Raw genomic sequence first — 22,007 nt, 5'->3', positions numbered from 1 at the left:
GTCTAGAAGTGCGCTTCCCAGCGCGCTCCGAAAGAGAGTATCTCGCCACTCAGGTTGTCGTAGCTACCCAAGGCCTGGTAATTCACGAAGCCACTGATGCCGTGGATAAACTGGGCGGCCACCCCTGCGCCGTACACCATGTAGCCGGTATCGGGGTCGTCCGCCTCGATGCGCATGCCGTTGGTGTCATTGAACTGGCCCAGCGGGTCGTTGGCGAAGCGGTAGCGCACACCACCGGCGCTGTCCTCAAATTCACGGGTGTATTCGATGCGCAGGTAGGGCGTGATGACCCCCCAACTGGGCAGGAAGGTATAGCTGACCTGGCCTCCGGCACTCAGGCTCAGGGACTCAAATTCCTGCTCGTCGATCGCCAGGTTCCAGCCCCCCGCCCCGGTCTCGGTGAAGGGGTCCACCGAGCCATCGAGGTAGAAGAAACGCGCCAACGGGTCGACGTTCAAGGCACCCCAGTTGAAGTTGTAACCGGCGTTAAAGCTGATGTAATACTCGTCGCCGTCGGAGCTACCCTCGGCCACCCGGTCCACCGTACCGCCAAAATCGGTGTAGAAAATATTGCGTTCGGTCTCCACGTCGGACCAACCGTAGCTGACGATGCCGTCGAGATAGCCATTACCGGAATACAGGCTCCCGTACAAGGCGACGGAATAGTTGTCGGTCGTGGTTTCACCGCCGTTGTTGGCGAAGTCGACTTCGGACTGGCCAAGGCTGACCGATGCACCGGCAAACAGGTTGTCGTTGATCCGGTAATCCGCACCCACGGTCAGGGTCTGGGCATCGAAGTCAAAGCCCGACTCCAGTTCCGTCTCGTCACCTTCACCGAAATTGAGATCGCCGCGAATGAACAGACCCAGGCGGCTGTACTCCCGCAGCAGGTCTTCACCGCCCTCTTCATCGGCACTGGCCCCCAGGCCCATGGCCGCCAGGCCTTCGGATAGCGCTGACTGAATGTCGTTGCCGCTGACCAGGGTATCGCCCGCCCGGATATTGAGGCCGGCGATGCTGACACCCCGCGACTCACCGTCGCGCACCCGGGATATCCGGGCGCCGATATTGCGGAAGCGGCTGAAGGAAAGCACCCGGAAGGCTTTGCTGATGGCGCTCAGTTCCTCGGGCGTAATTGCTCGCAGGGCTACCAGCGCCTGTTTCGCGGTGGTCCCCTGGGCCCGCAGGTTGGTGCACAGGCGCTGCAGGTCTTCCTGGTCCGGGGTCTGCGGATCGATGCGCGGACAGATCTGGTCTATCCGGCGCGAGGTGCGCAGTTCGTTGGCGGAAGCGCCACCCAGCACAGAGGTGCCGTCGGCGTCGATTTTGCCGGTCACCCCGTCAGCGGCGGCCGCCGACGGATCCACCTGCAGTCGCACAAGGATCGGATCCGACTCCAGGCCGGTGGGATCGCCCAGCGGACGGTCGCGCACCTTGTAGGTGAACGAATCGGGCCCCGCATAGCCGGCGAAGGGCCGGTAGGTGAAGCTACCGTCTTCCCGGAGTTCCAGATCACCAAACTCGGTAGGTGTCACGAGGATGGCAATCAGTGTGTCATTGTTGGGGTCCAGGTCATTGTCCAGCAGATTGCCGTTCTCGTAATCCTCAGCGAAGTCGTCGTCCCCACCGACCGGCGGCAGGTTGGTGGCCGGTAACTGGGCTATCAATGAGACAGTAGCGATTTCACTGGGTACCACACCGTCGGAAGCCCGATAGGTAAAGCTGTCCGGACCGGTGTAACCGAGCTCGGGAATGTATTCGAAGGTACCGTCCGGGTTCAGGGTCACCGAACCGCGTGAGGGATCGGACACCAGGATGGCCGTGAGCGGATCACCATCGGGGTCGGAATCGTTGTCGAGGACATTGGCGCCTTCATAATCGGCACCGAAATCGTCGTCCTCCGCCCGGGGGACACCGTTGGTGGGCGGCGGCGGTGGCGGTGGCGGCGGCTCCGCTACCTCGAGGGTCGCGGTAACGGTATCGCTCAACAGGGTCCCGTCCGTGGCCCGGTAGCTGAAGCTGTCGCTTCCAAAGAATCCGTCGTTCGGGGTGTACTGGAAGGTACCGTCCGTGTTCAGGACCACCACCCCGTTGGTGGTGCCGGTGATAAGCGCTGCGAGCAGCGCGTCACCATCCGGGTCGCTATCGTTTGCCAGCACATTGGCGCCAGCGTAGCTGGTGCCGAAATCATCGGCCACCGCCACCGGAGCCTGGTTCGGAGTGACAACCGCTACCACGGTCAGGGAGACAATACCCGGGCTGGTACTGCCATCGGTACCGTCAAAGGCCTCGTAGGTAAAGGTCACATCGCCGGAAAAGCCCGCCGGCGGGGTGTAGACAAAAGTACCGTTGGCATTCAGGACGACCGAGCCCGCGGTGGGCGGCGTCAGGAGGACCGCGGTCAGCGGATCGCCGTCGGGGTCGATATCGTTCGCCAGCACGTTGGCGCCGACATAATTGGTGCCGAAGTTGTCGTCTACCGCGATGGGCTGCTGGTTGGGAACCACCACCACCCCGCAACTGGCGTCCACCGAGTTGAAGTAGCTGTTGTCGACGGTGATGATCGGCAGGCCAACCACGTTGTCGCTGGCATCGAACAGGGCCAGGCGGACCTCCTGGTTGAGCACCAGGGCGTCATCGTAGGCGTAGGTCAGGCAGGGGCCCTGCCCGGTGAAGGGACTGAGCAGGGCATTGGGGTCATGCCCAGGCAGGGCCTGGGAAGCCAGCACCTCTACCCGGGTGATAGAGGGATCAGACAGCTCGAGGCTCTGGTCCCTCCCGACGGCAACACCAGCCGCCTCTACCGCCGTGGACGCAATCGCCCCCAATGCCACTACGCCTGCCGCAAAGGCAGACAGCGCTCGATTACCCATTCCGTTCCCCTGTTATGCCGTGCTCGGGCACTCCATTGGTGCCGGCTGAATAAGTCCATTTATCAGGTCTTACTATAACTGCACAGTATTGTCAGGAATCGTCGGCGGGTCAATCCGGTGGACAGCGAAACCCCCTGAAATCGGTCGAAAGTGGCTACCTGCGGCGACAGGGCATCCGGGGGCCTGGAATGGGAGGGGGTCTGCGGTCACGGTGACACGTGACCGCAGACGGAGAGGGTGACAAGCAGGGCTGGCCCGCGCCGCCTAGCGGAACTCGTAGATCAGGTCAACACCGTAGGTACGCGGCCGACCGTAGGTATCACCGGCGAACCCGAGCGTACCGAAATCGATCCCCCACTCCCGGTACTCCTCATCGGTGGCATTTTTCACCCAGCCGGCGATGCGCAAGCTGCCGCTGGAGCCCACGTTGATATCCTTCAGGCTCAGGCGAGCGTTGACTATCGTTCGGTCGTCGGCGCTGTCGAACTGGTTCTGGAAGGGGTGGAAGGTAAAGCCATCCGTGTACTGTACATCCACCCGGGCCGACAGGGCGCCGAAGCTCCAGGGCTCGAAATCATACTGCAGGCCAAGGTTGCCGCTATTCTCGGGAGCGCGACTGACCGTGGTGACATCAGCGATGTTTTCCTCCCTGTCGGTGGCCGGGTTGCGGGCCAGGTATTCATCAAACTCGGCATCCAGGTAGCCGTAGCTCAACTCTGCGAGCAGGCCCTGGGTAATCAAAGCGGTCAGCTCGATTTCCAACCCCTGATACGTCGCTTTACCCGCGTTGACAATTCGACTGGAAGCCCCCCCCGAGCCCGCTTCGAACTGGGCAACCTGGATATCTTCGTAGTCGTTGTAGAACAGCGCGGCATTCAGGCGCACCCTGCTACCGAACCAGTCGGACTTCAGTCCCAGTTCATAGGAGAACAGTTCTTCTTCATCGTAGGGCGTTTGCCATGAACTGAAGGTTGAGGCCCGGGAATTGAAACCTCCACTGTTGTAACCCGTGGAATAGGTACCATAGATATTCACCGAATCCATGAGTTCATAACTCAGGGTCGCCAGGTAGCTGACGTTGTCCCAGGTTCCGGAATTGGTGAATCGCTCATCGAATGAGCTCTGCCCGATACTCTCATTGAACAGGAAGCCCTCCCTGTCGTCCTCGGTATAACGGACGCCTGCGGTAAGGTCCAGGCGATCAGTGAGAGCGTAGGTGCCCTGGGTGTAAACCGCCCACGACTCGGTTTTCTGCCCGTAAATAAAGTCCACCTGACCATTCAGGTTCGGGTCTGCCTCCGGGAAGGGAAACGGGAACGGCAGGCGCTGGGTACCCTGACAGACCAGGCCCGCGCCCGGAATGTCGTTACACAGACCGGCGGCAACATAGGCATCATCAAATCCCGCTCCCAGGAAGAACTGAATGGGCAGGGAAAAGGTCTGCGGATTGCTCTGGTAGATCTCCTCCTTGTACTGGTAATACCCCACCGTATATTGCAGGCGGTCGTCGAAGGCGTCGCCAATCAACTGCAATTCATTGGTGGTGAGCTCGATAAACCCCTTGTCGATAGTGGCGTGAAAACCGGGGGTTGGAACGGGGAACCCTCCGCCATAGAGCAGGTCGCGGGCTATGTAGGCGCCACCGTCAAGATCGGTGGAGCCGTAGCCGGAGTTGGTGTCCCGGTCGGCAAAAATGTATTTCAGCAGGAAACTGTCGAACTCCCAGGCGACGGTCAGGGTGTTGCCCTTGACGTCGAGCCACTCTTCCGTCACCGCATCCAGGGTGTAGTCCTCGCGGCGCTTATCGGGATCCCCCACTGTCGCTGCCATGTCCTGATACAGCGAACCGCCGAGGAAGGTGAAGGGAAACGGAGTGGTGGTGAAGCCGTTGTAGAGACTGTCCTTCACCTTGGTAATCTGGAACGGCGTGGGAACACCCGCGTTATTGGTACGATCGTAAACGTAGTCGATGGTGAGGCTGTCCATGGGCTCAAAGCGCAGGGCGATGCGATAGGCTTCGTTATCCTCACTCGCCATGTCGCGCTCCTGCCCGGGAAAATCATTCTCCGCCCAGCCATCGTACTCCATGATCATCCCGGATATCTTTGCCGACATCATGCCAACGCGCGGCAGGTCCAGGGACAGAGCGGTGCGCTGATAGCCGTCGTTGCCAAAATTGGCCTCCGCTTTGAAGCCGAGCTCACCGGTCGGTTTTACCGTGGTTACGTTGAGAGCGCCGCCAGTACTGTTACGTCCGAACAGGGTGCCCTGCGGCCCTCGCAGCACTTCCACGCTTTCCAGGTCGACGATGTCGAACACCGCGCCCACCGTTTTGCTCATGTACACGCCATCGAGGTAAAAGCTGGTTTTGGGGTCGACCATGAGCGAGGTCTCACCGCTGCCCACGCCCCGTATATAGATGGACATGTTGGAATTGGACGATGGCTGCTTCTGGATGTTGGTGTTGGGCGCGAGGCCTCCGATATCGGAAACGTCGTAGATACCAAGGTCCACTATTTTTTCTGTGTTGAACGCGGTCACCGCGATCGGGGTGTCCTGCAGCATGGTCTGGCGCCGCTGGGCGGTGACCACGATCTCTTCCAGAACCAGTTCCTGCCCGAGGGCACCCGGAGACTGGGTAGCACCGGCCAGAATCAGGGCGGCGGCGAGGGGTGTCAGGGTACTGCGGGTGTTGCAGCCGAAGTGAGACATAGTATTGCTCCAATTGCTGTTATTTTGGGTTATTGAAACTTACTTCGTCGTACTGCTGTTCCGTTCAGCGATTATCGCTCCTTGTTTTTATTGTCTGTACTTAACTGTTACCAATCCTTCTCCTTTTGAGCTCCGCGGCCTGACGGAGACACTCGATCTATCGCCTGACCTCGAAGCCCTCTGCACGGGCATCCCAGGTCTGTGCCGTCAGGCCGCGCTCGCGCAGGCGAAATTTCTGCACCTTGTTGGTCGGGGTATAGGGCAAGGCAACGACGGATTCAATGTAACGCGGTACAAAAAAGTAAGGCGCATTATCGTTGACAAATCGAGCCAGTTGTTCCGGCTCCAGGCTCATACCCGGCTTTACGATGACATCCACTTTCAACTCGCTTTCACTGTCGAGTTCATCACTGGCAATGCCATAGGCGGCGCAATCAGCCACCGCAGGATGGCGCCGCACGGCCATCTCCACCTCGAAGGTCGATATGTTGCGCCCCTTGTAGCGCACGGCATCCTTCTTGCGATCGCAGAAGTAGTAGTAGCCTGCATCGTCCCGGCGCAACAGGTCGCCCGTTCGATACCAGTCGCCACTGTAAGCGGCCGCGGTCGCATCCGGGTCGTCAAAATAGCCGTTGAAGATACAGTGTGGCTTCCGGGGCCTGAGCCACAACTCACCGGGCTCTCCCACCGGCACATCCGCACCGCCATCATCCACCAGGCGGACGTCCATACCCGTTGCCGGCGTGCCGCAACTTCCCGGCGGCACCTGGTCTCGCTCGCAGTTGTCCTGGTTGATCACGGTAAATGCTTCACTCTGGCCGAGGCCCTGGGGCATCAGCTGCACACCAAAACGTTCACTGAAAGGCCCCGCCAGCTGTGCCGGCATGGGTACCGCCATCAGCTTCTTCAGGCTGTGGTCGGCATCGTCGGGCCTGGAGGGGGCGTTCCACAGGAACATGTGCATTGCCCCCAGGGTAAAGCTCTGGGTGGCACCGTAATAATCCACCCGGTCCCAGAACGTGCTCACCGAGAACGCAGGGTCCAGGGCCAGCGGCAGGCCGGCCAGCATCGCGCGGAACACCGAAGTCACCCAGGCCGCCGAGTTGTAGAGTGGCAGCACGGAAAAAACGACATCCCCCGGCGCGATACCGAACTGGTTGTTGGCGGAAATCACCGCATTGAACCACACGTTGTGGCTTTGCATGACGCCCTTGGAGCGGCCGGTGGTGCCCGATGTCCACAACACCGCGCAGGTATCGCCAGACTGGTAGCCCGACATATCCGGTTCCCCTGCCCCCTCCTCATACAGCGAGGAGAGCGGTTCCGCAGCGGGTAAATGAGTGCATTCGCCAAGGCAGGCAATGGCCAGCGATCCCAGACTGTCGCGCACTGTCGCCACGCGCTCTGCATGCTGGCTGTCGGTGACCAGCAGGGTTGGGCGACTGCGCGCAATACTGTCACTCAACCAGTCGCCCTTGTAATCGCTGTTGATCGGCACCCAGACAGCGCCCAGTTTGTTGGCGGCCAGCGCAAGGAAGATAACATCAGGGGTCGAGTCCATGTAGAACGCGACCCGTTCGCCAGCCACCAGGCCGCGCCGGGCCAGGCCTGCGGCCAGCGCATTCACCCGGTCATTGGCCTGGGCATAACTGAAGCGCTGCTCACCGTAGAGCAGGAAGGGTTGATCACCAATGGCTGCAGCCTGGTCTCGCAGGGCCCGCCCCAGGTGTCGGTCGGCGGGATTGTCGTAATCGATCAGGTGCATGTCAGTTTGCCGCCCCCAGTATCAGCCCGCTGGTCGGCACACCCGTACCCGCCGTCACCAGAATATGCTCCAGCCCGGTTACCTGGTTGACGGCTTCGCCACGGACCTGGCGCACCCCTTCCGCCACCCCGTTCAGGCCGTGGATATAGGCCTCGCCAAGTTGCCCACCATGGGGGTTCACCGGCAACTTACCGCCTCTCAAGTGGTGCCCCTCGCGCAGAAAGTGGCAGGCCTCTCCGCGCGGTGCAAAGCCAAACTCCTCGAGTTGCGGCAATACAAACGGCGTGAAATGGTCGTACAGCACGGCGGCCTGCATGTCTTCCGGGCCGAGGCCCGACATTGCGTAAAGGTTGCGCGCCACCTCACCCATTTCCGGCAGTCCGGTGAGGCTTTTGCGGTAAAAGGAGGTCATCATGCGCTGGTCATCGGCCGCTCCCTGGGAAGCGCCGCGCACCAGCACCGGCGGTTGCAGCAAATCCCGCGCCCGCTCGGCAGAGGTAATCACCATGGCAACAGCGCCATCGCTCTCCTGGCAGCAGTCGAGCAGGCGCAGGGGTTCGGCGATCCAGCGCGAGGCCTGGTGATCTTCCAGGCTGATCGGCTGCTGGTAGAACCAGGCCCTGGGATTGGTAGACGCGAAATCGCGCCCTCCTACCGCTACCCGACCGAAATCTTCGTCGGTCGCCTCTGTTTCGTGGAGGTAGCGCTGGGCAAACATGGCAATCCAGCTGGCTGGCGTCATCAGGCCATGGGGGAAATACCAGCCGAAATCGACAGTTTCAAATGCATTGGGATCTTCGGTGAGCAGGCCGCCCTGGCCAAAACGGAAACCCGAGCGTTCATTCATGGCCCGATAAACCACGACCACGTCAGCAACCCCCGTGGCCACCGCCATCGCTGCATGCATGACCGGTGCACAGGCCGCCCCGCCACCGTAGTGGGCACGGGAAAAGAAACGCAGGGCGCGGCCGCCAATAAGACGGTGCAACTCGATCTCCGGGTTGTTATCCATGGTATAGGTGGCCATACCATCCACTTCTACCGGGTCGATACCGGCATCGGCCAGTGCGGCCAGAATTGCCTCAACCCCCAGCTGGATCTCGGTACGCCCGGAATCCTTGGAAAACTCCGTGGCACCCACACCAACGATGGCAGCCCGGTCTCGCAATCCGGAGCGCGTCATGCCGCCACCTCTTCCGGGAGGATAAGCTCCACGTTGCCTGTTACGTGGTAGCCCATGCTGTTCTTGCCCTTGACGTCCAGTACGACGCGTCGGGACGAGGGCTCCACCGCAGCTATCTCACCGCGGAAGGTCATGGTGTCACCGGGATAATTGGGCGCCCCCAGGCGGATCGCCACCTTGCCGAGGCGAGCGCCGGGGCCAGCCCAGTCGGTGGCATAGCGCCCAACCAGGCCATTGGTCGTCAGGATGTTCATGAAAATGTCCGGCGACCCCAGGGCCTGGGCACCCGCCTTGTCGTGATGCACGTTCTGGTAGTCTCTGGAGGCAATGGCCGCACCCACAATCAGGCGCGGGGTGATGTCGATGACCAACTCGGGCAGGGAATCTCCCACCCGCACTTCGGCAATGTTCCGGGTTTTCACTTACGTCCTCCGATAGTGGGGTGCAGCGCCAGGTCCCGCCCGATACGGGCCGCCGTGTGTGCCGCACCGCCCAGGCTGAATTCGACCTGCTTCGCCCACAGGAAATAGCGGTGGATGGGATAGTCGATGTCGGCGCCGATACCACCGTGAAGGTGTTGTGCGGTATGCGCAACGCGATGCCCTGCTTCCGCCGCCCACCACAGTGCCGTTGCGGCTTCCAGGGTGGCGTCCTGTCCTGCATCCAGCCGCCACAACGCACTCTCGGCGGTGGCGCGCAGAGCCTCGACGTCGATGTAGGCATCCGCGGCACGTTGTGCTACTGCCTGAAAACGCGCCAGGGGCTGGCCAAACTGACTGCGCTCTACGGTAAAGGCCGCTGTCCTGGCCAGCGCCTCGTCGACGACCCCAAGTTGTAGCATGGCCGTTGCCACCAGCAGGCGTTGCCGCAAACGCTCCACGGCCGCATCGGTGCCAAGTATTTGCGCCTTCGCTTCTTTGAAGCGCAGCCGGGCGGCGGGGAGATGGCTGGTCAATTGCTGGGCTTCGAGCGATACCCCGGGCTGCGCCAGCGCCACCTGGAGCAGCTGGTGGCCCGCCGTGGCGACAACGGTCTCCGCCCCCAGGGCAAAGGGCACGCAGGCCAGCTCCCCGCTGACGGTATCGCCTGCCAGTTCGAGGCCGCCATCAACGCAGGCCACTGACCAGGACTCGCCCTTCACAAACCGCGCCACGGACGCGGTAATGCCGGCCTCTTGCTGACTGAGTGCGGCAACCATGGCCGGCAGCAGCGGCACCGGTGCCAGCACCGCGCCCTGCTCCCGGAGCACCAGGCCGGCGCCGATAAATCCCAGATCGCTACCGCCACTGTCGCTGCCCAGCGCCACCCCCAGCAAACCGGCATCGGCGAGGGTTTGCCACAGTGCGGGATCGGCCTCGCCATCGCTGACCATATCGCGAAAAACCTGTTTCGCCAGATCCGCTACGGACTGATGGTCGTCGCTGTAGGAAAAGTCCATCAATCAGCCTCGGCCGGCCGGAACTGGTGCAGGTGGAAACCCGGCTCCACTTCACTGAACTCCGCCTGGACCGGCATGCCTATGGACACGTCGTGTCGTGACACACCCACAAGGTTGCTCACCAGGCGGGTGCCCTCCTCCAGTTCCACCAGTGCGATCACGTTGGGGTAGTCGAAGGGCGGAATTTCGGGATAGTGCATGATGACAAAGCTGTAGACATGGCCGCGCCCACTGACCGGCTGCGCCTTCCATTCCAGGGACTGGCAGTCCGGGCAGGCGGGAGCAGGAGGATGGCGCAGGGTCTGGCAGCCCAGGCAGCGCTGCACCCGCAACTCGCCCGCCTCAACACCCTCCCAGAAAAACCGGGTATCGTGATTGCGTACCGGGCGCATGCGACGCACCGCGGGCGGCAAGCCGTCGCCGGTGTCGGTGACCGCCGGAGCATCATCCCGCTCGTGGGGCGCGAACTTGAATACCCGGAAGCGCATCGTGCCCACGACTTCGTCGCGCTGGTTGTAGTAGGTGGACAGCTCGGTGACGAAGAAGCCGACGCCCAGCGCCGTGGTTTTTTGTTCGGAAATCGACTCGATGGTGGAGCGATGGTAGAGCTCGTCACCTTCAGTCACATACTGCAGGTACTCCTGCTCGCAGTTCACCGCCACCACCGCGGGATAGCCCATCTCCTCCAGGGCCACCAGTACCGCAAAGGGGTCGCTGGTATCGGAACCCGGCGGCCGCTGCTCGCGGTAACCGCGCATGGTCCAGGCCTGCAGCATGGTAGGTGGCGCCACCAGGCCGTTGAAGCCGGCATCCCTGGCCGCACTGGCGTCAGTGTAGATGGGGTTGCTGTCTCCCAGTGCCTCGCACCAGTGGCGAATCATCGCCGGGTTGACCGGATCCCAGCTCTTGTAGGGACCGCGGTCACCGCCGAGAAAAGGTGTCAAATCGGGAGCTGTATGGGACATCTGTCAGTTCCTGCGAATCGTCAATATTTGCTGGGCATGGCGCAGCTGTTCTGCCGGCGGGTTGCAGGCAAACAGGCCGCGGTACAACAGCGCGGCCAGCCATTCCGCCATCGCCTCCTGGGACAGTTCCACCTGGCGCAGCACCGGATCCCGGTCGATGTAATACTCGGCCATGAGCTCCTTGCCGACTCCGGACAAACCGTGCACCAGCAACTCCACCTCCGGGGTGCTCAGCCGGCAATCGGGAAAGACGTAGGGGAACACTTCCACAAGGAGATCGAGGCGCCGATTGAAAGAGCGCTTCCAGCGCTCGCGGAAAACGGGATCGTCGGCACTGAACTGGGCGATGCAGCGCATAATGCCGGGATGCTCGGCATGAACCCGCACACAGATTTCATAGTGGGCCCGCAGCCGATTGAACCAGTCGCCCTTGCTGACCTCCCGCTCGATCACGTCCACCGCTTCAAACTCGGCGATATGCGCGTCGAGCACCTCGTCCACCAACTGCCTCAGGTCCTTGAAGTAGTGGTAGAAGAGCCCCGTGGCAACACCCGCCTCATGGGTCACGTCCTTGATGCGCATCTGGTGGAAACCCACCCGGTCGAGGACCCGGACGGCGGCATCCATCAGGCGCTGGCGAGCGGCTTCCCCTCGCGCGCTGCGGCGGGGGCTATCTGGCTTGGCTGGGTTCACTGCTTTTCGTTCTGTCCGGGCTGCTGATTATTAAAATTATGTCGCTACCTTGGCGTGACCGAATTATTGTTGAATTTGAATTCAACTTCAACAACAATCTGCCCCACACCATAACAACGAGCCCGCCATGCACCTCGAACTGAGCCCCCGGCAGCAAGACCTGCGCAGGGAATTGCGCAACTACTTCCGCGAGTTGATGACCCCGGAGCTGATCGCCGCCACCCGCGGCAATGAAGGCGGGGATGCCTACAAATCCGTGATTCGCCAGATCGGCCGGGACGGCTGGCTTACCCTGGGCTGGCCAGAAGCCTACGGTGGCCAGGGAAGGGGCCCGATGGATCAGATGATCCTGTTCGAAGAAGCCCAACTGGCCTGCGCCCCCCTGCCCTTCGTCACCATCAACACCGTGGGACCGGCCATCATCGCCAATGGCTCGGAGGCCCATAAGCAGTTCTTCCTGCCGCGGATTGCCGCCGGCGAGCTGCACTTTGCCATTGGCTACACAGAACCCCAGGCGGGAACCGACCTCGCCAGCCTGCAAACCAGCGCGGTGCGCGACGGTGACGACTGGGTTATCAACGGCACCAAGGTCTTCACCTCGAGCGCAGAGGCCGCCGACTACATCTGGCTGGCCGCCCGCACCGACCCCGAGGCCAGTTCCCCCCACGCCGGAATTTCCGTTTTCATGGTCGACGCCACACAGCCGGGCTTCAGCTACAGCCCGATCCATACGGTCGGCGATGTACGCACCAACATGTCCTACTACGACAACGTGCGCTGTCCAAATGACATGATCTGCGGCGACCTCAACGGCGGCTGGAAGCTCATCACATCACAGCTCAACCACGAACGCGTTGGCCTGGCCGCGATCGGCGTCTACGCCTGGAAGCTGTATGAGGAGGCGCTGGCCTGGGCCAGGGCGCAACAGCCCGGCGGGGAGCGCCCCATCGACCAGCCGGTGGTACAGTCCCTGCTCGGACAGGCCTACGCCCGCCTCGAGGCAATGCGCCTGACCACCTGGCGCATGGTCGCGAAAATGGAAACGGAAGAGCCCGACCCCGCGTACTCCTCCGCCATCAAGACATTCAGCACAGAATCCCAGATCGAGATCTATCGCCTGCTCATCGATGCCATGGGACCAGCGGCCAACCTGCGCGCAGGGAGTGCCGGCGCGCTGCTACAGGGAGAACTGGAGGCGGAGTATCGCCGCTGCCAGATCAATACCTTCGGCGGTGGCGTACTGGAGGTCATGCGCGACCTGGTAGCCCAGTTCGGGCTTGGTATGGGCGGCGGCCGCAGGCGGGCCGCCACCTGAAGTCGCCTCAGAACTGGTAGGTAAGTCCTACGCTCCAGAGAGAGAGGTCGTCGAGGCCGTCGATGTCGAAGTACTCCCACTCGCCGCGCACGGCAAAGCTGCCGAGCTCAAGGGCCGCCCCCACACCGTAGGCGCCCTCGGTACCTGACTCGCTGTCGTCGAAGGAGATATTGGTGCCGTTGAAGTCCAGGTCGCTATCGAACGCAATGACACCCACCTTGGCAAACAGGTCAATAAAACCCAGGGGCAGGTTGCCGACCACAAAGGCGTCCCAGCCGTCAGTGGCGATACGGGTGCGGGTCAGTGGCGTGGTATCCTCGACCTCGCCAAAATCCACATACCCTCCCTCGATACCCAGGAAGGGTAGAATCTGCCACCCGGCGTAGACTTTGTAGCCCACATCGTCATCGCTGAAATCGAAGTCCTGGTCTTCGATACGGTCGGTTCCCTCGCCCGCAAGATAGGCCCAGCCGACGCTGCCGCCGACATAAAACCCGGTGTCCTCTGCAACCGCCTGACCCGCGGCCAGCACCGCCATCACACCCGCCAGCACGAGTCCGAATCCTGTTTTCATAAGGAAGCTCTCCTCACAATCATCTGCCGGTCACCCGGCTGTCTCTGGAATGTAGTCCACAGGGGACCCTGCACAAGTCTGGCGCACTAATATGACGGCGACATTTCACCGCGAAATTCCCTTGTAAGCGGGACGGCTATCAGAGCCGATAGCTTGTTGAAACGGCCCTGTAGTGCTTAGATTTCCTGAGAATAAGGACTCATAACATGGCTACCACCAAAACCACGTTCTGCCGCGTGTGTGAGCCCGGCTGCCCGCTGCAGGCCGAGCTGGAGGAGCGCGGCGGCGAACTGACGCTGACCAGGCTGGCTCCCCTGCGCGAACACCCGCTAAGCCGGGGGTTCGCCTGCCACAAGGGAATCAACTTTACCGAAATACACGGCGATCCCGACCGTCTCGACTACCCCATCGGCAAATCAGCGGAGGGCTGGGCACGGCTGGACTGGGAGACTGCCCTGCGAGACATCGCCCGGCGCACCCAGGCCGTTCGCGACCGCCATGGCGAGTCTGCCGTGGCGGGCTATATCGGTAACCCCACCGCATTCAACAGCCTCGGCAGCGAGGCCATCGGCCACTTTTTCGCCCAGCTGGGGACCGACCGCATCTTTAGCTCGGGCACCCAGGATTGCGCCAACAAATTTGCCGCGGCCGAAGCGGTCTACGGCACCAGTACCCTGCACCCGATTCCGGATCTGGGAAACACCGACTACTGCCTTCTGTTCGGGGAAAATCCGAAGGTATCGCACATGAGCTTCATGTCGATCTTCGACCCCATGGCGGAACTCCGCAATGTGGTGAAGCGCGGCGGCAAGGTGAAGTACATCAACCCCCGCCGCATCGAGTCCGCCACTCCCCGCACCGGCGAGGTGGTACAGATCCGCCCGGACACCGATCTCTACCTGATGGCGGCACTGCTGGAGGAAATGCGCCGGGCCGACCTGTGGCGGCGCGATCTGCTGGCAAACCACGCTGACCATGTCGAGGGGCTGGAGGCATTCGTTGCCGACTTTCCCGCTGCCAGGGTCGCCCCGGTCGTGGGCCTGCCGGCTGAAGACATCGTTGCTATGGCAATGGAGTTTGGCAGCGCAGCGCGAGCCTGCGTCCACATGAGCACCGGAGTCAACATGGGGCGTCAGGGCACCCTGTGTTACTGGCTGTTGCAGATGCTGAGCCTGGTGACCGGCAACCTCGACCAGCGCGGCGGCAACCTGTACTCGCTGGGGTTCTACCCCGCCGCACGGGCCGGCCGGGTTCCCGGAAATTTCCAGCCGTTTTTTGACTCTCCCCTCGGGGAGATACGCTACATTCGCGGGGCACTTCCCGGCAACCTGCTGGCGCCATTTATCCGCGACCGGGACGAGCCGGTGCGTGCGCTGTTCGTTATCGCGGGCAATCCACTGCTGTCCATCGGCGGTGAAGATGCGCTGCGCGAGGCAATGCCGGAGCTTGAGTTACTCGTAGTCATCGACCTGTTTCGCAGCGCGACCGGGGAATTGGCCGATTTCGTGCTGCCCGCCACGGACATGCTGGAACGGGCAGATATCAATATCTGCGGACTCGGGATGCAATACGTTCCCCACGTCCAGTACACCGACGCGGTAGTCGCACCAAAGGCCGAGCGCCGCGAGGAATGGTGGATACTGGGACGATTGTTACAGGCGATGGGGCTGCAAAGCCCCTTCGATCGGAGCGAGACACCGGACCCGACCGGCCGCCTGAACGCCATGCTGCGCTACGCCGGACTCAGCATCGACAAGCTGCGCGAGGCGAACCATCACTGCGTACCCCTCCCCGACCATGAGACCGGGCATTTCTTCAGCGAATGGCTGCAAACGGAGTCCGGTCGGGTGAATTGCGCACCGACCTTGTTCGGGGCGGCGCTGGAGCGCGCCCGAACGCTGTTTGAGGAAATGGCGGCAGAGCCCGCGGACACACTGAAACTGATTTCCCTGCGCACCAATCACATGCTGAACAGCTGGTTTCACAACACCCCCTATCTCAAGCGCGACGGCTTCCTCGACAACCCGCTGCACCTGTCCCCGACAGATGCCGACGCCAGGCAACTGCACGAGGGGGAACGGATACGGGTGAGTAGCGCCTGGGGTGATATCGAGACCTCCGTGACAATCGACAACACGCTGCGCGCGGGCACGGTGGCCATGACCCACGGCTGGGGCCATAGCCGCACCCCGGGCCTGCGCATCGCCTCGCGCCACCCCGGCAGTAACGTGAACAGACTACTGCCCCATGGTCCAGACAGCTTTGAAAAGCTGTCCAACCAGGCACACATGACCGGCATCACCGTCAATATAAGTCCCATTGATCATTAACCGCCGTGGCAAGGACGCCAACACCAGTCGCCAAGCTAGCGCCGCCACACACTGGGCGGTTACCCCACGTGATTGCCCGGGATTCCCTGTTTTCAGCGATTGACACCGCAACGCCCGCGCGACTGTTGTGTGCCGCGGCCCCCGCCGGTTACGGCAAAAGCATCCTGTTGGCCCAGCTTTACGGACGCCTGCTGCAGGTGGGCGTTGCGACCGCGTGGCTGACGCTGGACCAGGCCGACAATGACCTGAGCCGGTTTCTCGGGTTCCTCGGCAGGGCCCTGGCGTCGGCGGGGGTAGAGACCGGCAACATCGAGCGATATTCTGGCTCTGATAGAACACTGCAGATTCTGGACGCGCTCGCCGCAGCCCGTCACCGCTTCACCCTGTTCATCGACGAATGCGAGGCAATCAACAGTTCCGCCGTCCTCGCCTGTCTGCGCCAGCTGATCGAGCACCTGCCTCCCGGCGGGCAGGTCGTCCTGGCCACCCGCACTGTTGCTGACATGGGCCTGTCGCGCTGGCGAGGACGTGGAGAAGTCGTGGAACTCGGCGTCGAGGAGCTGCGCTTCAGCGAGGACGAAGCACACCAGCTGGTGGAGTCGGTTTGTGCTGCGCGATTCAGCCAGGGTGACTTGCAAGCCCTGCACCAGGCCACCGAAGGCTGGCCTGTGGCCCTGTGGCTCGCCGCCCAGGTGCTTCGCAATGCACCGGATCGCAAGCACATGGCAGGCAGCTTCAGCGGTTCCACCCAGGTGATCTCGGACTACCTCAGCGAGGAGGTCTTCGCCGCGCAAACCCAGTCGGTGCAGGCGTTCCTGATACGTTGCAGCGTACTTCCCTACCTGATCGTGGAAGCCTGCAACGCCGTGTGCGGGATAGACCACAGCGAACAGATTCTGGTCTCTCTGGCCAATGCCAACCTGTTTATTTCGCCGATCGCCGGCCAGCCCCAGTGCTACCGCCTGCATCGGCTGTTCGCCGACTTCCTGCAGACACAACTCGAACGCCGCCTTCCCGGAGAGCGACAGCGGCTCCAGGCTCGTGCGGCGCACTGGTACCTGGATGAAGGCCGGGTGGTGCCGGCGATCGAGCTGGGGATCGCGGCGGACGACCTGGAATTCGCATTGCCACTGCTGGAGCAACACAGCGAGCGGCTGTTGGGAGAGGGCCGCAGTCGCCTCGTCGCAGGTTTGCTCGACTCGGTGCCGGAGGCGGCGCTCGAGCCCTGGCCGCAACTGCGTACCGCCCACCTCTGGGCAGTGGCCTTCACCCGCAGTGCCACCGAGGCCATGGAACTGCTCCAGCGCAGGGAACACGCCAGCCCGTTTGGTGACGCAACCGCACTGCGCCCGATGTTGCAGGTAATCCTGGACCGCCACGACGGCGCCCTGGAGGAGGCCCGACAACTGCTGGAAATCTTTCCGGCCTCTCCCTCGTTCCCGCGCGCGATATTGCAGGTATCACTGGCCTACGAGCTACTGGTTCATCGCGCCCCGGACGAGGCGAGAGACATCATCGATCAGGGCCGCATCGCAGGCCTGGTGGACTACAACCGGTTTTCCTCGATGTTTGCCCAGAGTGTGGAGGTCGTCATCCACCTGTTTGCAGGTCACCTGCGCACTGCCCTGGTACAGCTGCAGACCACCCTGCGGGAAGTCGGCGCCGGCAGCACGATTATTGGCATCCTGCTGGCTGAGGCGCTGTATGAAACCGGCCAGTTGGAGGAGTCGGTACGGTTACTGGACACTTATCTGCCCGCCATGGCGGAACAGGGAATTCCGGACCATCTCATCGTTGGCTATCGCACGCGCGCGCGCATTCACTTCCTGCACGGTGATATCGACGCCGCCTTACAGGCCCTGACCAAGCTGGAACACCTCGGCTACCACAACGACAACCAGCGTCTGGTGGCCAGCGCCCGCCTGGAGCGGGCCAACCTCGCCCTGCGCCGGGGACAGTATGAAGCCGCCGGGGAGTTTCTCGCCCGGGCCCGGGCCTGCAGCGGGTGGCAGAACACCAACTCGCTCTGGCTATTTGCCAATGACATCGAGACTCCCGACCTCGTGCAATTGCGACTGGCGCTGCACCAGGGGGCGGCGCACGACCTACAACCCGAACTGCGCCGCCTGCTGAGCAAGGCAGAACAAGGACAGCAAACTCGCCGCGCTATGAAACTCCGCCTGTTGCTGGCCTGCGCCGAACTCCAGCAGGGCCACAGGGCCCGGGCCCTGCGGCGATTCGAGCAGTTACTCGACCACGCGAGGACGGAAGGTTACCGCCGCTTGCTGCTGGACGAAAAAGCCATCCTGCAGCCTTTGCTGCAGTCCGCTGCGCGCGAGACTGGGGGTGCAGCCGACTGTGAGCAACTCCTGGAGGTATTGTGTCGCGACCCTGGCTCCAACAGGCCCCCGCCTGCTCCGACACCCAAAGTCGAGGGGCTGCAGGAGCATCCTACTGATCGTGAACTCGAGGTGTTGGCGCTACTATCGGAAGGGCTCAGCAACCAGGAAATCAGCGAGCGCATGTTCATCTCGGTCAGCACCGTGCGTGCTCACCTGCGAAATATCAACGGCAAGCTCGCGGCCAGTAGCCGCACGCAAGCGGTAGCGATAGCTCGCAAACACGGGCTATTGAACTGAATTGAGCGCCGCCATCACCGGATATCTGACGGTGTTTCGGCCTCTTTATTCGGCTCTTCATACGGCTCCCCGTTCGCCGCCCCGGACTCCGCCGCGACGTGCTCGTCGGGGCGGAGTTCCAGGGCCGTGGGCGAGGTACGCAGCATGGGCACAAACGTCGACGACGATTCCGCCTCGGCCTCTTCGACAGCTTCCGACACGTCGACCTGCGCCACCCGGCGCAGGCGCCAAAATACGAAACCCGCCAGTGCCAGCTGCACCAGCATAAAGTAGCCCGGCAGAGCTTGCGGGCCGAGCCACTCCATACCGCGCCCGGCCAGGGCCGGACCAAAGGCAGCACCGATGCCGTGCAGGAACAACAACGCGCTCCCTCCCGCCAGGATACTGTCCTGCTCCAGGTGATCCACCAGGTGGGCGACTGCTACCGGGTATATCGCAAACGCCAGGCCACCGTAGGCAAATATCACCGGCAGTACCCAGCGCCCGGCACCCGACGCCGGTATCAGCAGGGCCGCTACCAGGGCAGCCGTCGCGCAGACAATCGCCAGAACCCGCCGGCGGTCGTGGGAGTCGGAGTACTTGCCAAGTGGATACTGCAGCAATGACCCACCGAGAATAGCGCAGGTCATGAAGCTGGCTACCCCGGCGCTGTCGAATCCCACGCGGCCTGCGTAGAGGGCACCCATCCCCCAGAATGCCCCCATGGCCAGGCCCGACAGCAAGGCGCCCGCGGGTGCTACCGGAGCGATCTGAAACAACGTCCGCAGGCGCATCCGCTGGGCGGTGTGAATTTCTGGCTGTCGCATCCGCGTCCACACAACCGGTGCGAGGCTAATACTCACCAGCATCGCCGACAGGGCAAACAGGGTAAAAACGGCGGGAGAAGCCAGGTTGAGCAGTTGCTGGGCCAGGGCCAGGGCCGCCAGGTTGACCGCCATGTAGATGGCGAACACCCGTCCTCGCTGCTCCGGCGGTGTCTCCCCGTTCAACCAGCTCTCGATGACCGTGTACAGGGTCACCAATACCGCGCCAGTGAGGACTCGCAGAGCGAACCAGGCATAGGGGTTGATGAACAGGACGTGCAAGAGCACGGTGCAACAGGCGATGGCCGCGCAGAAGGCGAAAGTACGGATATGCCCGATACGGTGGATCAGCTTCAGCGCCACCAGGCTGCCGACGAAAAAGCCGAGAAAATACCCCGACATGATCAGGCCGAGGGTGCCCGCGGAGTAGCCTTCCAGGTCGCCGCGCAGGGCGAGCAATGTATTGAGCAACCCGGTTCCGAGCAACAACAGGGCCACACCGACCAACAGGGCCGATATTGGAACGATCAGGGGAAGCATGCCAGAGCCAGTCATTACCGCCAGTGGCCCTTCATCCTACCCCCGAAGTGGAAGCGATCGCAAAAAAAAAGACCGGCAGTTTCCACTGCCGGCCAATGCCAGTGTTGGTGGGGGGTACCCCGCAGCTTGTGCTACAGGGTTTTCATGTACTCGATCAGGGCCCAGCGCTCGGCGTCGGTCAGGGACTTGACGAAGTCGTGGCCCTGGTTGCCGTTACCGTACAGATGGCTGTTGAAGATCATACGGGACTCGATCTGCTTGTCGGTGACGGGCGGCGGTGACTGGTAAGCCAGCGAATTGAACTCGGCCGCCTTGTTGGCGATATTCGCAAACAGGATGTCGATGGTCGCCATGTCCTGGGTACAGGGCAGGAAGGGGCTGAACAGGGAGTACCAGTTGCTGCACTCTTCCTCTTCATACTTCCAGCCCAGCTTGTCCATATCGTAGGAGGCGAAGCTGAAATCGTAGCCCCTGTTCTTGCCGAACACACCGGGATCGCTGTAGCGACGCTTCCAGATATCAGGCCGGTTGCCTTCGGGTTGCAACACGCTCCACAGGTCCGGCACAGAACCGTTGTGGAAGAAGGGCGCGTTCTGCCACACACCGTACAGCGGGCTGGCCACATAGCCGAAGGGATCGATCCACCTGTTGGGGCCTTCCGGGGAGAAGATCGGACCCTCGCCGCGGTCGTAGGCCGCCCGGGGAATCCGGCGCAGTTCGCTGGTGATCAGGTCGTCATTGTAGCCATCGTGATCAGGACTCAACTCGTTATAGGCCAGCCAGGACGTGTCCCAGGCGCGGCGTTTGCGCTCGTCCTCCATCAGGCCGACCCGCGCAGGATCGGTACCAATGGTCTCGGTGGGCGTAATCACCCCGGAGACTCCCTTCAGGCGAGGGTCGGGCAGGTAGTCCGTATCGTGGGCGTAGCGCGGCGAGTAGACACCGTGACAGCTGGCACAGGAACCATTACCGGGCGTCTTGGGGATATCGGCATTGGCGCCATCGGCCCACAGGTCACGCTCGTGGAACAGCACCGCGCCCTCACGGGCCAGTTGCAGGTCGATTTCACCCGGGTAAGGCTTGGGCGACAGGGACATCATGAACAGGTTGTTGTCCTCGAATTCCGGGTAGACCGCGCGGCGTTCCTGGCCCGTCTTCAGCACGTTGGCCATGGCAAAGGCCAGCTCAGAGCGCACGTTGTCGGAGGTCAGGGCGCCATCCCAGAACTGGCGGGATTTCCAGGCCCGGTGGTACCAGTGGGGCGCCTTGGACATACCGCCGGCGTGGCTGGGGAAGTATTCCAGCAGGCTGGGGTAGAGCTGCATGGTCTCCACGTCGAACAGGGCCGGCAACAGATCGACAATACCGATGGCATCGGTGGTACCGCGGCCTGTGCTCCAGGGGATGGGCGCCAGTTGCAGGGGTGCCGTTACCACGTTGGCCTGGAAGAAATCCGACTGGACCAGGCCGGCGTCGTTGGAATCCGCCGAACGACCCCAGCTGAAGTACGCTTCGCTCTCACTGCCGAGGCGCGAGTCGTGGCAGCCGGAACAGGTGACCGATATCAGCCCGGTGTAGCGACCGTTCTCGTCGCGGTCCTGCACCATGCCGAGGGGCAACTGGCCACTACCGCCGTCGGTCTTGTTGGGGTCTTCCCAGGGCAGGGGATAGGGATTGTTCCAGGGCGCCTTGTAGTAGCCGTAACGCTTCTCGATCTGCTCCTCGAAGTCCGACGGGCGCCAGGGGTAGTCCCACACTCTCCACAGTTTGTTGTAGGCCGCTGCCGTGATAAAGGGCTGGAAATAGGTTTTGCGGGTCAGGTTGTATCGGCCGCGCTCCACCGCCGCCCGGAATTCGCCACAGTTTTGCGGCCGTGGGGGCAGGATATCCTGAAGAAAGCCCTCTCCCGGTTCGTGCAGGTCCACCCAGAAGGCGTTGAATTGCACCGCCGCATCCGGGTTGGAATTCACACCCTCAACCACCAGGGTGCGGGGGTCGACGGGCAGGGGCACCGAATCGTGCTGGCCTTCGCAGGCCGCGCTGAAAGGTGCCCGGATCGCGGCCTGGTCGAGCAGCGGGCGGGCGTTATCAGGCACTGCCTGAACGCTACTCGCTACTGTCAAGGCTCCAAAAAACGCAGCACAGGCGCTGCGCACCGAAGTTCGGAACATCGTGTT

Annotated in this window: 14 protein-coding genes; 3 read left to right on the top strand and 11 right to left on the bottom strand. The window is 62.3% G+C overall.

Annotation, left to right across the window (positions count from 1 at the left end; translation table 11 throughout):
- Positions 1-2: 2 nt before the first annotated feature.
- From FV139_RS05495 to FV139_RS05460, 8 genes are all read right to left on the bottom strand, one after another.
- Positions 3-2,873 carry an autotransporter family protein gene (locus tag FV139_RS05495; RefSeq protein ID WP_148067262.1) on the bottom strand — a complete coding sequence of 957 codons (2,871 nt, stop codon included), beginning with the start codon at positions 2,871-2,873 and terminating at the stop codon, positions 3-5.
- 264 nt (positions 2,874-3,137) lie between these two features.
- Positions 3,138-5,585: a TonB-dependent receptor gene (locus tag FV139_RS05490; RefSeq protein ID WP_148067261.1), complete on the bottom strand. Its 2,448-nt coding sequence runs from the start codon at positions 5,583-5,585 to the stop codon at positions 3,138-3,140.
- A 157-nt stretch (positions 5,586-5,742) separates the two neighbouring features.
- Entirely contained in the window at positions 5,743-7,350 is a 1,608-nt protein-coding gene (locus tag FV139_RS05485) for an AMP-binding protein (protein WP_148067260.1), read from the bottom strand.
- Position 7,351: 1 nt separating this feature from the next.
- Complete coding sequence (locus FV139_RS05480) at positions 7,352-8,533, bottom strand: lipid-transfer protein (RefSeq protein WP_148067259.1); 1,182 nt, start codon at positions 8,531-8,533, stop codon at positions 7,352-7,354.
- Complete coding sequence (locus FV139_RS05475; protein WP_235898557.1) at positions 8,530-8,955, bottom strand: MaoC family dehydratase; 426 nt, start codon at positions 8,953-8,955, stop codon at positions 8,530-8,532. Before FV139_RS05475 ends, FV139_RS05480 begins: the two co-directional genes overlap by 4 nt.
- Complete coding sequence (locus FV139_RS05470) at positions 8,952-9,971, bottom strand: acyl-CoA dehydrogenase family protein (RefSeq protein WP_148067258.1); 1,020 nt, start codon at positions 9,969-9,971, stop codon at positions 8,952-8,954. Before FV139_RS05470 ends, FV139_RS05475 begins: the two co-directional genes overlap by 4 nt.
- Positions 9,971-10,936 (bottom strand): bifunctional MaoC family dehydratase N-terminal/OB-fold nucleic acid binding domain-containing protein, encoded by a 966-nt coding sequence (locus FV139_RS05465; RefSeq protein WP_148067257.1) that lies wholly within the window; start codon positions 10,934-10,936, stop codon positions 9,971-9,973. The genes FV139_RS05470 and FV139_RS05465 overlap by 1 nt, the downstream gene beginning before the upstream one ends.
- 3 nt (positions 10,937-10,939) lie before the next feature.
- Positions 10,940-11,629, bottom strand: coding sequence for a TetR/AcrR family transcriptional regulator (locus FV139_RS05460; protein WP_148067256.1), 690 nt, complete (start codon positions 11,627-11,629; stop codon positions 10,940-10,942).
- Positions 11,630-11,756: 127 nt separating this feature from the next.
- Here FV139_RS05460 and FV139_RS05455 point away from each other — a divergent pair, with 127 nt between their 5' ends.
- Positions 11,757-12,944 (top strand): acyl-CoA dehydrogenase family protein, encoded by a 1,188-nt coding sequence (locus FV139_RS05455; RefSeq protein ID WP_148067255.1) that lies wholly within the window; start codon positions 11,757-11,759, stop codon positions 12,942-12,944.
- Positions 12,945-12,951: 7 nt separating this feature from the next.
- On the opposite strand, the gene FV139_RS05450 is transcribed toward FV139_RS05455, so the two are convergent.
- A complete protein-coding gene (locus tag FV139_RS05450; protein WP_148067254.1) occupies positions 12,952-13,518 on the bottom strand; it encodes an outer membrane beta-barrel protein in 567 nt (188 codons plus the stop codon).
- Between the two features lie 206 nt (positions 13,519-13,724).
- Here FV139_RS05450 and FV139_RS05445 point away from each other — a divergent pair, with 206 nt between their 5' ends.
- Both FV139_RS05445 and FV139_RS05440 read left to right on the top strand, forming a co-directional pair.
- A complete protein-coding gene (locus FV139_RS05445; protein ID WP_148067253.1) occupies positions 13,725-15,848 on the top strand; it encodes a molybdopterin-containing oxidoreductase family protein in 2,124 nt (707 codons plus the stop codon).
- A 68-nt stretch (positions 15,849-15,916) separates the two neighbouring features.
- Positions 15,917-18,487: a LuxR C-terminal-related transcriptional regulator gene (locus FV139_RS05440; protein ID WP_148067252.1), complete on the top strand. Its 2,571-nt coding sequence runs from the start codon at positions 15,917-15,919 to the stop codon at positions 18,485-18,487.
- 14 nt (positions 18,488-18,501) lie between these two features.
- Here the strand turns inward: FV139_RS05440 and FV139_RS05435 are convergent, their stop codons facing one another.
- Together FV139_RS05435 and roxA are read right to left on the bottom strand one after the other, a co-directional pair.
- Positions 18,502-19,830, bottom strand: coding sequence for an MFS transporter (locus FV139_RS05435; RefSeq protein ID WP_148067251.1), 1,329 nt, complete (start codon positions 19,828-19,830; stop codon positions 18,502-18,504).
- A gap of 131 nt (positions 19,831-19,961) precedes the next feature.
- Positions 19,962-22,001, bottom strand: coding sequence for a rubber dioxygenase RoxA (roxA, locus tag FV139_RS05430; protein ID WP_213004031.1), 2,040 nt, complete (start codon positions 21,999-22,001; stop codon positions 19,962-19,964).
- Positions 22,002-22,007: the final 6 nt, after the last annotated feature.

Origin of the sequence: Parahaliea maris (assembly GCF_008064665.1) — a bacterium.
Taxonomy (GTDB): domain Bacteria; phylum Pseudomonadota; class Gammaproteobacteria; order Pseudomonadales; family Halieaceae; genus Parahaliea; species Parahaliea maris.
This window is presented reverse-complemented; position numbering and strand designations above follow the sequence as displayed.

Bases quoted from the DNA above. Each gene is read 5' to 3' on its own strand.
- FV139_RS05495 (WP_148067262.1), bottom strand. From the start codon at position 2,873: ATGGGTAATCGAGCGCTGTCTGCCTTTGCGGCAGGCGTAGTGGCATTG.
- FV139_RS05490 (WP_148067261.1), bottom strand. From the start codon at position 5,585: ATGTCTCACTTCGGCTGCAACACCCGCAGTACCCTGACACCCCTCGCC.
- FV139_RS05485 (WP_148067260.1), bottom strand. From the start codon at position 7,350: ATGCACCTGATCGATTACGACAATCCCGCCGACCGACACCTGGGGCGG.
- FV139_RS05480 (WP_148067259.1), bottom strand. From the start codon at position 8,533: ATGACGCGCTCCGGATTGCGAGACCGGGCTGCCATCGTTGGTGTGGGT.
- FV139_RS05470 (WP_148067258.1), bottom strand. From the start codon at position 9,971: ATGGACTTTTCCTACAGCGACGACCATCAGTCCGTAGCGGATCTGGCG.
- FV139_RS05465 (WP_148067257.1), bottom strand. From the start codon at position 10,936: ATGTCCCATACAGCTCCCGATTTGACACCTTTTCTCGGCGGTGACCGC.
- FV139_RS05455 (WP_148067255.1), top strand. From the start codon at position 11,757: ATGCACCTCGAACTGAGCCCCCGGCAGCAAGACCTGCGCAGGGAATTG.
- FV139_RS05450 (WP_148067254.1), bottom strand. From the start codon at position 13,518: ATGAAAACAGGATTCGGACTCGTGCTGGCGGGTGTGATGGCGGTGCTG.
- FV139_RS05445 (WP_148067253.1), top strand. From the start codon at position 13,725: ATGGCTACCACCAAAACCACGTTCTGCCGCGTGTGTGAGCCCGGCTGC.
- FV139_RS05435 (WP_148067251.1), bottom strand. From the start codon at position 19,830: ATGCTTCCCCTGATCGTTCCAATATCGGCCCTGTTGGTCGGTGTGGCC.
- roxA (WP_213004031.1), bottom strand. From the start codon at position 22,001: ATGTTCCGAACTTCGGTGCGCAGCGCCTGTGCTGCGTTTTTTGGAGCC.